This is a genomic window from Bacteroides salyersiae WAL 10018 = DSM 18765 = JCM 12988 (assembly GCF_000381365.1).
Lineage (GTDB): Bacteria > Bacteroidota > Bacteroidia > Bacteroidales > Bacteroidaceae > Bacteroides > Bacteroides salyersiae.
The window spans coordinates 972,532-985,661 of sequence record NZ_KB905467.1 but is presented as its reverse complement, the minus strand read 5'-3'; the positions used below and the strand labels follow the sequence as shown (position 1 = coordinate 985,661).

Annotated in this window: 12 protein-coding genes and 1 CRISPR repeat array; of the genes, 2 read left to right on the top strand and 10 right to left on the bottom strand. The window is 40.5% G+C overall.

Going from position 1 to position 13,130, the window contains the following annotated elements; translation table 11 throughout:
• Positions 1-5: 5 nt before the first annotated feature.
• Positions 6-749: direct repeats of the CRISPR family, unit length 30 nt; unit sequence GTTTCAATTCCACAACGGTACAATTAATAC.
• A 213-nt stretch (positions 750-962) separates the two neighbouring features.
• From cas2 to cas6, 8 genes are all read right to left on the bottom strand, one after another.
• On the bottom strand, positions 963-1,226 hold the full coding sequence (gene cas2 / locus HMPREF1532_RS15385; RefSeq protein ID WP_005931456.1) for a CRISPR-associated endonuclease Cas2: 264 nt from the start codon (positions 1,224-1,226) through the stop codon (positions 963-965).
• Between the two features lie 4 nt (positions 1,227-1,230).
• Positions 1,231-2,250 carry a type I-B CRISPR-associated endonuclease Cas1b gene (gene cas1b, locus HMPREF1532_RS15380; protein WP_005931454.1) on the bottom strand — a complete coding sequence of 340 codons (1,020 nt, stop codon included), beginning with the start codon at positions 2,248-2,250 and terminating at the stop codon, positions 1,231-1,233.
• Positions 2,247-2,759, bottom strand: coding sequence for a CRISPR-associated protein Cas4 (gene cas4 / locus HMPREF1532_RS15375; protein WP_005931452.1), 513 nt, complete (start codon positions 2,757-2,759; stop codon positions 2,247-2,249). Before cas4 ends, cas1b begins: the two co-directional genes overlap by 4 nt.
• A gap of 61 nt (positions 2,760-2,820) precedes the next feature.
• Positions 2,821-3,882, bottom strand: a complete 1,062-nt coding sequence (locus HMPREF1532_RS15370) for a hypothetical protein (protein ID WP_005931449.1) — start codon at positions 3,880-3,882, stop codon at positions 2,821-2,823.
• 10 nt (positions 3,883-3,892) lie between these two features.
• On the bottom strand, positions 3,893-5,218 hold the full coding sequence (locus HMPREF1532_RS15365) for a hypothetical protein (protein ID WP_005931446.1): 1,326 nt from the start codon (positions 5,216-5,218) through the stop codon (positions 3,893-3,895).
• Positions 5,219-5,221: 3 nt separating this feature from the next.
• A complete protein-coding gene (locus HMPREF1532_RS15360) occupies positions 5,222-7,384 on the bottom strand; it encodes a CRISPR-associated helicase/endonuclease Cas3 (RefSeq protein WP_005931444.1) in 2,163 nt (720 codons plus the stop codon).
• Positions 7,377-7,934, bottom strand: coding sequence for a hypothetical protein (locus tag HMPREF1532_RS15355; protein WP_005931442.1), 558 nt, complete (start codon positions 7,932-7,934; stop codon positions 7,377-7,379). The genes HMPREF1532_RS15360 and HMPREF1532_RS15355 overlap by 8 nt, the downstream gene beginning before the upstream one ends.
• A 21-nt stretch (positions 7,935-7,955) precedes the next feature.
• A complete protein-coding gene (cas6, locus tag HMPREF1532_RS15350; protein WP_005931441.1) occupies positions 7,956-8,633 on the bottom strand; it encodes a CRISPR-associated endoribonuclease Cas6 in 678 nt (225 codons plus the stop codon).
• A 618-nt stretch (positions 8,634-9,251) separates the two neighbouring features.
• On the opposite strand from cas6, the gene map reads away from it, so the two are divergent.
• Complete coding sequence (gene map, locus HMPREF1532_RS15345) at positions 9,252-10,106, top strand: type I methionyl aminopeptidase (RefSeq protein WP_005931437.1); 855 nt, start codon at positions 9,252-9,254, stop codon at positions 10,104-10,106.
• Positions 10,107-10,109: 3 nt separating this feature from the next.
• Positions 10,110-11,336 carry a DNA recombination protein RmuC gene (locus HMPREF1532_RS15340; protein WP_005931435.1) on the top strand — a complete coding sequence of 409 codons (1,227 nt, stop codon included), beginning with the start codon at positions 10,110-10,112 and terminating at the stop codon, positions 11,334-11,336.
• Positions 11,337-11,434: 98 nt separating this feature from the next.
• On the opposite strand, the gene HMPREF1532_RS15335 is transcribed toward HMPREF1532_RS15340, so the two are convergent.
• Together HMPREF1532_RS15335 and HMPREF1532_RS15330 are read right to left on the bottom strand one after the other, a co-directional pair.
• On the bottom strand, positions 11,435-12,391 hold the full coding sequence (locus HMPREF1532_RS15335) for an ABC transporter permease (protein WP_005931433.1): 957 nt from the start codon (positions 12,389-12,391) through the stop codon (positions 11,435-11,437).
• Position 12,392: 1 nt separating this feature from the next.
• Positions 12,393-13,127 (bottom strand): ABC transporter ATP-binding protein, encoded by a 735-nt coding sequence (locus HMPREF1532_RS15330; protein WP_005931432.1) that lies wholly within the window; start codon positions 13,125-13,127, stop codon positions 12,393-12,395.
• Positions 13,128-13,130: the final 3 nt, after the last annotated feature.

The window sequence follows — 13,130 nt, the reverse complement described above, 5'->3', positions numbered from 1 at the left end:
TTAATGTTTCAATTCCACAACGGTACAATTAATACCGTCTCTTCGTCTATCTTTATTACATACCCGTTGGTTTCAATTCCACAACGGTACAATTAATACGAACCATCTGTATCTTGATCGACCGTCTGAGTAAGTTTCAATTCCACAACGGTACAATTAATACTACCAAGCAGATTATTTTGAGGCGGCATAGCAGAATGTTTCAATTCCACAACGGTACAATTAATACGAAGAAATTTCATCACCATAGCCACCGACATAATGTTTCAATTCCACAACGGTACAATTAATACCTATTCATGCTAAACTAAAGTTTGTTGAGCAATGTGTTTCAATTCCACAACGGTACAATTAATACATACACAAGGATAGAAGATACTTCTAAAGTACTGGTTTCAATTCCACAACGGTACAATTAATACACACGAATAGTACGACCAGCAAAACCAATAGAATGTTTCAATTCCACAACGGTACAATTAATACCTTGTTGTGTTGTTGATTGATGCCTGCCATTTCTTGTTTCAATTCCACAACGGTACAATTAATACGCAGCCGACCACGTAGCAAACGAAATGTACAAAATAAGTTTCAATTCCACAACGGTACAATTAATACAATTGTTTATTCAAAAAATAGATAAGGGATATGTAGTTTCAATTCCACAACGGTACAATTAATACCATTTTTCCTTTTCTGGCTTCTATTGCAAATATTTTGTTTCAATTCCACAACGGTACAATTAATACCTCTAACAAACACTCAAAAAAACAATTAAAAATGAATGAGTTAGCAAATAAAAAATACGCTTTTTATATAATTAATTATGTCGATGTATAATAATATAAAAAATACCAGACATCGACATAACATCTATTTCACTGTATATCAACATATCAAAGAACGATCTACAACGTAGAGACTTATTGGAAAGACAATAAAAACAATTATCGACAACTAAATTATAAAAAATTGTCGATACTACACCGTTCTTTCCCGATAATTTTCTTCTCCAAAGAACATTGTGAGGAACCTTTAAAAACAATAATACTATCTTCATCTTCTTTCATGAAAGCCTTTGCAACAGATAACATTTCCTTTAATCGTACTTCTGATATTTCCCCCTCAAATACGGAATTTTGTATCCAATTCAAATACTTACGACATAGCTTCAGCATCTTTGCAACTCGTCTTTCGCCAAAATCATAAACCAAAATGACATACATATTCTTACCAATACATTTTAAAAGGTTTGTATTCTTCTATATCCAATAAATGTTTCGCTAATTTATAGCATTCCAGTTTCATTAAATGCCGATAACTTACATTTCTGTTCAATGTCCGATGCTTGATCGTTTCAATAAGCTTATCTTCAATGGCTTTCACAAAAATCTTTTTTCCTGTTTGATTCAACAAACAACGATTCAGCTTTCGATCAAAATGCTTCTCTCGAATCTCTTTCCTATTTAAGACTCTAAAAATTACCCGGTCAATAATAACAGGCTTGAAAATTTCTGCAATGTCTAATGCCAAAGAGTAACGCCGTTCTCCAGGAGTATGTAAGAAACTAATAGTCGGATTTAATTGCGTCTGATGGATAGCTCTCAAACACAACGTATAACACATCATATTTCCAAAAGAGATAAGCGCATTTACTTCATTCAAAGGAGGTTGTTTGGTGCGATTTCCCATTTCAAAATCATTCAAAATAAGGTTGAATGCATCATAATAAGTTTGCCGGATCATTCCTTCCGTTCCCATCAATTCTTGTATGGAAGCAGTTTCAGAAAGTTTAGAAGCATATCCTTTGATTAGTTCCATGACTTCCTCCATGTCTTTCCCCCGGCGATTATAGTACTGCAAATTTTTAACCATATTATAAGCAGCCGCTTCTATAAATTTTTGTGCTATCAAAAGTCGCTTCTTTTTGTTCTGATATGCAGAAGTTTGAGCTAATAGCATTCGCCCGGACAAAAGAGAATCTTTCGGCATAAACGATCCGGTATAATTCTCATAGTAATCAAAGAAGTGTACTGCTATATCTTTCTGTCCCAAGAAATTAAACAAGGAACTATTAGCCCGTAATGAACCAAAAACATAAAACTCATTTACATCTTCAACAGGTAGATAGCGGGGCTGTCCCGTACAAGGCTCTCCATTACCGTCTTCCTCCGTAACAGGAGTAAACTTCAAAGTATTGTCTTTACGTTCCAATTGTCCCGGATTAAATAAATAATAAGTCTTTTTCATTCTTCCTCCTCCCCACTATAACAAAAATCCCAATAACTACAATTTCTGCATATTCGTTTCCTCTCCAAAGGTGGACAAAAATCAGATTCGATAACCTGCTTTATTTCATTTATCATTTCAACAATCGTTTCACGATCTATATCACTCAGCAGCACCGTATCCCTTTTCCGCAAAACCGGATATTCCAATATTCCAGAGATACCCTCTATGCCATTCTGTTCGAATACATACATATAATATTTTAATTGCCATTCATGAGCCACTTCAACCTTATCGGACTTTTTTATTTCATGAATTACCTTGTGCAAAGTATCATAATAATCCACTTTTATCCCGTCCATCTCTACCTCTTCGTATTTAGCAGAACGCTGCGGATAAGATTCTTCATGTATCAACTTTCCCTCATAGACCAAGTCAGAGGTATGTTCCATACTTATGCCATTAGCAAACAGCCATAATTTGCGCTTACAAATCTGATAATAATTAAAGTGAGTGCCTGTAATATTCATTTCCATTTGAAATTAAGAGAATAAGGCAGAACCATACAGCTCTGCCTTACACATCCTATCATTATCCTTTTTGATTTTCATAATCAAAAGCAAGCATCCACTCCTTCAATTTATCCTCCGCTTTCTGCAAGGCGTCAGCGGACTCTGTTTCAGTGGTCATATATCCCGAACAAGGCAAGGTTACGTATAAATCCGCCCCGGCTGTTTCATCTATCAGAGGTTTAGCTTTAGGCCTTTCTGTTTCTTCTACTAACTTGGCACGAATGGCGCCTGCCAACGCATTGGCATTATCACTCACTGCAATGGCAAGCGTTTCCATCAAACTGAATGTTCTGGATTGATTACTTGTTATCTTCCAATTAATAAGCGCTTTGGCAATGGCCGGTATCACTCTTTCCCTGTCAGCTTTGGGCATCACCAGGCACTCTCCAAAAACATTGCGTGAAGCTACCCAACCTTTTTCTTTCAATTCCTCGATCTTCTCTTTGGTCAATTCCGGTTCCATCTGATTTACCGAAACCGCAAATAAGGTACGCAAGTCAATAGCGATATCATACACAAATAAACCGGTAGCACGGGTGTTCTCAGGGATCCATTTACGGTACAGGCTTCTGTCCGTTCCGGTCAACAGGGCTTCTACCCGTTCTTCGCTCATCTGTTTACCGGAAGCATCGCGCACTATTACTTTATGCAATTCCGGCCTGTCACTTCGGTCAAAAGTCGCATTCTCTGTAATGCGTCCTCCCAACAACGGATGCAATGGACGCATAGCAGAAATAGAGAATGGACTTCTTCTTTTTAGTGTACGTTCTTTACCCCCTTTTGAAGCCCTCATCCAGCCTCCTAATAGCTGATCGTAATATTGAGGATCACAAAGAGAAAGCACCTCCCCTTCTCCTAAAAGATTCTTACTATTTACATCGAAAACAAAAGTAACGGAAGACGGATCAGCCTGCAACTCACAGTTTATAGAATCCAGAATGCTTCTCTTTACTTGTTGTCCACTTGAATATGGAACCGAAGTGCTGAACACAGGGTCCCAATATACCTTTTGTCCACTCTCCACACAAAACACAGACAGGTCTACATGACGCAATCCTCTTAAATAAATGTACGGTTTCATTGTGATTATATTATTTGTTTAATAATGCGTATTGAAATCTAATCAATGTATTGAAATAAGGGAAATTATCTTTAGGCATCGAATGCACTGTTTTTCCCATATTTTCATACCCTTCTACTTCCTTCTCGTCTTGAATGACAGGAATCAAATTTTGAAGAAACTGCTTTACAGAAACAGATTCCAACAACCGGTTCACATTGTTCTTCCGATCTGTTCTTGCTTTTCCTGCGCCTGCTTCATACTTCAGCAACAATTCCGCGAATTCGCGGGACAGTTCCCATAATTTCTCATTGTTCAACATAGCTAATATCCAAATTAAGTAAGTACAATATATTATTCTTTGTTCTTCGTCTCCCTCCTTATATGAAATCTTTCTGATTCCTTTGGTAGTAGGAAAGAAAGCCTTTAATCCTTTAGGCTCCATAGCCGGTATTCCGATGGCACCTGCCTGACAAGCTGCCCGTAATCCGATAGCTGTTCCATATAGCTTGGAAACCTTTGGAGCATCTTTTTGGTAATCAAGCTTACCAAATATTTTTTCATACAACTGGTCGGGGCGAATAATATCCTGGAGTTTGAAAGGAATAAAACCAATGGTAGTGTTCGTCTGCCCGATACTATATAAATATCCCACCAAATTGTCCGCAGGAAAACGCCGGGCTATTTTCAAGAGAACCTCTACCCAAGATATGGTCTGTAAACCGAGCAATCCGCCATTGATCGGCTCCAACGGATTAAATCCGGCCGTAGGATCTGTTTCGTCAAAATCCGGTTGATACCGATGAACCAGCCATCGCCCGTTCCACGTGTTTATCTGATTTCCTTTCATCAAAGGATATTCTTCCAAATATTGCCGATAGCATTTCCATCCCTCATAGATATCCAATAAGAGTGCTTCGTTATTAAACAAGATGGTCAATCCTCCGGTAATCCCCACTCCCAGCCCTGCACCAATCCAGGAGCAGTAAATATCTTCCTTGTTATCTGGAAAATCAATATTAGTGATCTGTCCCGTAGTGGCCGCAGCAGCATCCACTACCCCATACCCAATCGCTATACTGGCATCCGCCTTTTCCGATTCGATTTTATTGATCATCTTATCGATTCTCTCTTTTCTGCGTTCGGCTGTTTCAAAAGGCTTTTTGCCTTTTATCATATCCTCCCAACTCAATTTAGGATTCTCTAACGGAGAATTACCGGCAGTCATCATATACTTGGGATGATCAAAAAATAACGGTACAAAAACTTCTTCAAAGAAAGTACGTCCCGTATAATTCGTTTGAAACTTATTATTATAAGCTTTCAAGAAGGTGTATCCTATGGTTGTTGCATACATAAGCTATAACATTTGATAATTTGTATCATAATATTCGGTTCCTATTTTAGAGAAGTCTAACCCCTTGTCAGAAGAATAAGCCGCATCCGGAACAACAAAAGGGCGAGAGCCGATCGGCAACTGCTTTAACTTCTTCCAGCGCAGAGAGTTATATCGTACAGGAATCTCCATTAACAGTCTTTCTTTCTCCATTGCCTGTTCGTACTTTCCGCTTTCATCATCCTGCTGGGTGATGCAAGAGACGGAATCGATGTCCAGCATTTCTATCAAGGCCGATTTCGGCAAATGCCGCAATTCCTTCAACCGCCATTTCCCATCTACAAATACAGCATCGAGCCCGATATTAATTCTCTTAATCTGAGGATGCACCCGGTCTATCAGAGATTGCAGCTCAGCTTCCCGCAACAATGCATTCTGAGGAAGAACGTCATAACTGCGTTGCAGCACCTCCCGCGAATACGGCAGACATTCACTATCCTCTTCGGGAGGAGCAATCACATAAACAGGCTTGTACTTCCCGATCGTATCCGCATTCCGCTTTCTGTTGATTCTCCCGAAACGCTGAATGAGCGCATCGATAGGCGCCGCCTCGGTAATCATTACATCAAAGCTGATATCCAGACTGACTTCAACCACCTGTGTAGATACAACCACACAAGCATGCGGACTGGCATTATAAACCTCTTTCAGTTCTTTCTCCAACCGATTCCGGTCTTTCCTTTTAAACCGGCTGTGAATCAACATTTTGTCTGTATCCGGATAGAGTTCATCGATCTGCTTGAAAATCTCCTGTGCATGAGCAACCCGGTTGCATACAATCAGTATTTTCTGTTCCTCGTCTACCGCTTGCCGAATCACCGGAAGTAGCTCAATGAAGGAGTCGGCTTTATGAACAATATGGCGATTGAATGAGTCTGATACATCCTCCGGCAATTCCACATACTGCACATTTTCCCGGCCGCCCAATATCTGAAGAATAGCTTGTTCGAGCACCGATGGCATGGTGGCAGTACCAACGTGTATCCGGCAACCTATATGATTCATTACTTCCACCATTTTCAGAACAATGGACTGAACCATATCCGAATACGTATGGATCTCGTCCAGAATGATATCACATCCCTGCAAATCAAACAGCATTGCTTCATAACCTTTCGTACCCAAAGCAATGGCAGCCAACTGATGGGGAGTCAATACCTTAATAGCCGCACCAAACTTGTTTTGTATCGCCTTCTCCACTATCCTGTTATCCTCAATAACCAATTGGGATATGGAATGCAGCAGCCGTACATCTTCCACACAATCGCCCAAATCATGGGCAATACGTTCGTACATCGCATTGATAGATGCCTGAAAAGGCAAGGTATAGAAAATCCGCCCCCGACAACGCTTCATCAGAAAGTCCGTTTTACCGGCTCCCGTCGGTGCTTTCACAAACGAATGCCTTTTAGTCACATCAGACTCGATCAGAGACAAAGGATAAAGTTCGCTTTGCCTATTATAGAAATGCAGATCAGGAATAGTAAACAAATCGGGAAGCCGGTCTTTCTGTTCCTCCGTAGCCGATGCCAGATGATCCGCTCCCATTAATAACCCTTTCCAGACAGCCCAGCCCTTAGTCTTCTTCCCACAATGCGTCAGAGCATAATCGTAGGCGCAACGGGCATCCTGCTCGGTTATGACGGTTTCCGAAGTAACTCCGGGAAAACTCAATTCGCCCAAGATGCCTAATGCATCCATACTCCACGCTGAGAAGTCCGACAAATGATACTCCAGAATCTCATCACCATATTCATCCTCCAAATCAAGAATTCCTTTTTTCCGATCATCATTGGAAACAGACTTATGATGCGCAATAATCATATCGATGACGGGATCCCATAAAGCCCGATCAACCAGATTCAGAAAGAACAAAGATGCGATCTCATGGCGAAAAGGGAATTCACTGCAAAAAAAGGATGTCCGTTCCTGCTCTAAACTCTGCTGGAACAAAGGATTTGCTTTTCCAATATCGTGCAGCAAAGCTCCCAACCGTGCTATTTCCGGATCCATCCCCATACATCGGGCAGCCAGCATAGCTAACTGAGCTACCGATTCAAGATGAACCCTCAGAGTTGTTCCGCCGTTTTTCGTACTTTTTGCTAATATGGAATCATATTTACTCATTCTTTTCTCTTTGGATTGGATTTCCGGTGATCTCTATAGATCCATACATCTCTTCATTATTACAAAAACGGTTGTATCCCACAAGAAAAGAGTGATCGCCCCTACCGAAACGAAGCTCATAACCGTCGAGCAGCTCAAACTCATCGACAGTTATTTCCTCTATTTCGCCAGGCAAAAGCACATCTTCATTACGGCACAGGCAAATATGTTGCATCGCTGCCTTTTCCGCGTCTTCCATACTGCCAAAAGCCAGTATGAGAACAGGATTAAGCATCACTCCACGTTTAAGAATAGAACGTTCTCTGATATATTTCTTTGCCTTTTTACTCCACGCTTTTGCCTGAACCATTTCTTGCTGGATATCGATTCCGCCATAAACCAATTTATGACGCAAAATAGCGGTCACTTCTAACTTTTGTCTCAAACCCTCTATAATGGAAGGGGTTAAAAATTGCTGCGAATAAGTCTCTCCGCCGCTTGCATCACGAACGGCAGTCCAAGGTTTGATAAAACCAAAAGGACCGGAATATCTCAGAATATAGTATTTCATAGTACGACAGAATATTAAATTTTATAACAATGCTCCCAAAGATATGCCTGTTCCATTACCCAATCCTACTGTCCATGCAAACAGTTTACTTTCCGGACGGCCATGAATAATCACCGGACACATACTGGCTTTATTCTTTATACCGTGTATCGTCACCAATTTCTTTTTCTTATTCATATAGCTTAAGTCAAATTCCACTTTTAAAGTATCATCATCGGGTAATCCGGCTTCCCGCATTTTATGTTTCAGTGTTTCTGTCATCAGGTCATTGCTCTCCCGATCATCATAAAAATAGAATTTCTGCTCCTTCTTTCCATTTTCTTCTATCAACCGTTTAATAAAAATCGGGGTAGCGAGTCTGAAAAAAGCAGGTTCTTCCGTAAACGCCGGTTCCCGTTCGAACGTAACCTCTTTCACCGAAAGCCCACAGAACATCTTAGGGTCCGACAAAATTGTATCTATCAACACCTTGAGATATTTGTTCTCATAAAAGCTGATAAAAAGAGTGGCACCTTTTGAAAAGTTATAACCTTTATCCACAATCATATTTCCACCTAAAAGCCAAGAAAAAGAATACAAAGAGATTTTATCATGTATCTCATTATTACCAAGCCATTTATGTATCGTACCGACTATCTTCTGCTGATAATCGAAAGGAACAATAACATCATTCGGAGTGGTTCTTAAATATATACGCATAATTCTGTTTCATTTATTTTCCACGCAAAGGAAAGATTTTATTTCAAAATAAAGATACATTTCATGAAATAATATAGCAACAATGTTGCTAAACATAAAAAAGCGTATTTCTATTTTATCCCTTGATGTCTATCACCGTTTTCTCATTATTATCTTTGCTTGGTCCTGATTGATCTCTATTTCTATTTTAACATTGTTAACGGCTTTTTCCATATACCATTTTCCGTCAGACAAAGAATATATTTTTTAAAACTAAAGAATGCATTCTTTATCCACAAGAATACGCTTTTAACAGTACATTAATATTAATTCTTTATACGAAGAAAAAACGACTTTTCCACCGATACGACACATCTAATATATAACTGACATACAATACTTTAGCTTACATATTACATATTTCTTCAAACTATGCAGATTGTTCCGGTTCTAAGGACACTTTACCTATACTTATCAAATTGACAACTTCGGGAAAATTCCTATCTACTCGAATTCCACAATAATACGCTTTAGGTAGAATCAATCCGGTGAAAAATAAATGGTACGTCTGCATTTCAATTACTAACATTTATTCTCTACCTTTGTGCTATAGATTGAAAGACAAAATTTATAGAAACAATGAAAAAGTTTATCAAGGGCTTCCGGTTCACCCCTTCCAATTACCCGGACGAGATAGAAGATAAAATACAGAAATATAGAAAACAGGGCTTAAAACTTCCTCCCAGAAAAGTACTCCGTACACCGGAACAGTTGGAAGGTATACGCGAAAGCGCCAAAATCAACACCGCCTTGCTGGATTACATATCCGAAAATATCCGCGAAGGGATGTCCACCGAAGAGATCGATCGCATGGTTTATGATTTTACTACCAGTCACGGGGCCATTCCGGCTCCACTCAATTATGAGGGTTTTCCCAAGAGTGTTTGCACAAGCATCAACGATGTAGTGTGTCACGGAATACCGAGCAAAGACGAAATTCTACGAAGTGGAGACATCATAAATGTAGATGTTTCTACCATATACAAAGGATATTTTTCGGATGCTTCGCGCATGTTTATGATTGGAGAAGTCAGTCCGGAAATGCGTCGGCTGGTACAAGTCACCAAAGAATGTATGGAAATAGGTATCGCCACTGCACAACCTTGGGCACGGTTGGGAGACGTAGGTGCCGCCATCCAGGAACATGCCGAAAAAAACGGATATAGCGTGGTACGCGACCTTTGCGGACACGGAGTCGGGATGCAGTTTCATGAAGAACCCGATGTGGAACATTTCGGCCGTCGGGGTACAGGCATGCTGATTGTTCCGGGAATGACATTTACCATAGAACCTATGATAAATATGGGAACATACGAGGTGTTCGTAGACGATGAAGACGGCTGGACCATATGCACCGATGACGGACTGCCATCGGCACAATGGGAAAATATGATCTTGATAACAGAAACCGGAAACGAAATTCTGACCTATTGATTTATGGAGTTGATTTTACTCATAGTTGTCATCTTATTATTGGCCGGTCTTATCATTCTGATACTGACCAGAAATAATGGGCAGGCACAAAACGAACAATTACAAACCGCCTTGCGGCTGCAAATGCAGGAGAATCGCGAAGAACTGAACCGCAGCATCCGCGAGCTCCGCATGGAAATGACGCAAACCATCAATCAAAGTATGCAGCAATTACAGGATGCATTGCACAAAAACATGATAACTAACGGCGAATTGCAACGGCAGAAGTTCGATGCAATGGCACGTCAACAGGAAATGCTACTGAAATCTACCGAAAAGCGTTTGGACGACATGCGGCTTATGGTAGAAGAAAAGCTGCAAAAAACGCTGAACGAGCGCATTGGACAATCTTTCGAGATAGTTCGTTCTCAACTCGAAAATGTACAAAAGGGACTGGGGGAAATGAAGTCTCTGGCACAGGATGTAGGCGGATTAAAGAAAGTACTGAGCAATGTGAAGATGCGGGGCACTTTCGGCGAAGTGCAGTTAGGGGCATTGCTGGAACAGATGATGAGCCCGGAACAGTATGATGCCAATGTGAAAACAAAGAAAAGCGGAACAGAGTTTGTGGAATTTGCTATCAAACTTCCGGGTAAGGACGATGCTAACAGCACTGTATATCTGCCCATTGACGCCAAATTCCCCAAAGACGTGTACGAGCAATACTACGACGCTTTCGAAGCCGGAGACACCGCATTGATCGAATCGTCCGGAAAACAATTGGAGAATACCATCAAGAAAATGGCAAAAGATATTCATGACAAATATGTCGATCCTCCTTTTACCACCGATTTTGCCATTCTGTTTTTACCGTTCGAAAGTATCTATGCGGAGGTAATACGCCGGACAGCGCTGGTAGAAATGCTGCAAAAAGAGTATAAAATAGTAATTACCGGTCCTACCACTTTGGGTGCCATCCTCAACAGCCTGCAAATGGGCTTCCGCACACTCGCCATCCAAAAACGGACGGGAGAAGTATGGACTGTTTTGGGAGCGGTAAAAACCGAATTCAGTAAATTTGGCGGTTTGCTCGAAAAAGTGCAGAAGAACCTCCAAAGCGCAGGAGACCAACTGGAAGAAGTAATGGGAAAACGCACCCGTGCCATTGAGAGAAAACTCCGCCAAGTGGAACAACTACCTCATGAAGAAAGCCAAAAAATTCTACCGATTGACGACGGAGAGGACGAATAAATAAAGCAAATACCCACACTATAATACAAACAGAACTCCGAAAGTTTTCATATTCAACTTTCGGAGTTCTGTTTATTCTGGGTATCCATATTAAGATACTATCTGGAACGGACTTCTCTCCTCATAAATACAATATAAGATATAGCAAAACAAACAACAGTGGCAGCTATCAACCCCGTCAATTGCGACCAAACAATCATTATACTTTCTCCCAAAGGTAACGGACTGGGAATGGCTCCCTGCAATTGCTCCATTGTCAACGGTCCCAGACTTCGGATAGAAGGCATCAGCAATGTTGTGGTCGCTTCATTAAATAACTCACTTGGTGCCAACCGCATCAGTCCCAAAATGAATTTCTGATAACTGATCTGATGATATACAGACACCATACCAGATGGACTCAACGCCTTGGCCACCACATTGACTATCATTGCATAAAACACGCTGAAAAACAACCAAACTGCAACCGAAGCCAACGCAGAAGTTGCAGCTTGACGAAAGCAAAGAGAAAACAAAATAGATATATTCAACCAGAATGCCACATAAAAAATACCAGTGATAATAAAAAGGATGATCCTCCAGAACTCTTCCGGCGTAGGAGGAATGCCAATAGCGATCAATCCACACCCCATCACCAGTAATCCAAGTGCAAACAATAAAGCACCTATAATTATCAATGCTGCCACAAACTTTGCATTGATAATACAATCACGATGGATAGGCTGTGCAAGCATACGGCTGAGTGTTCCTTTATTCTGCTCGGAATTGACAGCATCAAAACCAAGTGCTATCCCCAGTAAGGGACCTAAAAAATTAATGAAAAGAACAAATGAAGGCAGCGTTCCATCCGATACCGTAAAAAGTTTCAAAAAAAGAAACGAGCCATCCGGATCATCGGGCTTTATTGCTGCACCGATATTGGTAAGGGCCGTATACAAAGCTCCCATGCAAGTCAATACAATGATGCTTATCAAAATGATAAAACGCAAACTGTGTACATGATCGGCAATCTCTTTATGGACAATAACCCAAAACGGATGTTTTACTTTATTCATTTTACAATCCTCCTTCCATAAAGTATTGATTATAAATATCTGTTAATTCGCGATGTTCCTTTTCCAATTCGGATAGGTTGATGAGTGCAACAAGCTTCCCTCGATTAAATAAACCGACATTGTCACATACCTTTTGTACCTGATCCAAATTATGAGACGAAAACAATACAGTCAACTTTTCCTCACGACTTAATTGTTTAATAAGAGAGATAAATTCCTGAACCCCTGCAGGATCTATCCCCGACGTCGGCTCATCCAATATTATTATTTCCGGATCTTTAATTAAGACATCAGCCAATCCCAATCTTTGCCTCATCCCACGCGAGTATTTCCCGGTTTTCTTCTGCGTTTGTTCACCCAATCCTACACGAGCCATTAGTTCTTTAGCTTTCGCCTGAGCTCTCTCCGGCATCATTCCATTCAGGGCAGCCGTATAGACCAGATTTTCAACACCCGTCATATCATCATAGAAACCAACATCTTCGGGCAAATATCCGATTTTTCTTTTTACCTCTATGGGACGTTTCGTTGCATCAATACCACAAATAGAGACGCTGCCCGAAGTAGGTTCCGTTAGTCCGAGCATCATAAGAATCGTAGTCGACTTTCCGGCTCCATTAGGGCCAAGCAAACCGAAAATCTCTCCTTTCCCGACCGACAAGCAAATATGATCTACTGCTGTAAAGCTCCCATATTTTTTTGTCAAATCAGTGAGTACGATTACTTCTTCACCCATAAT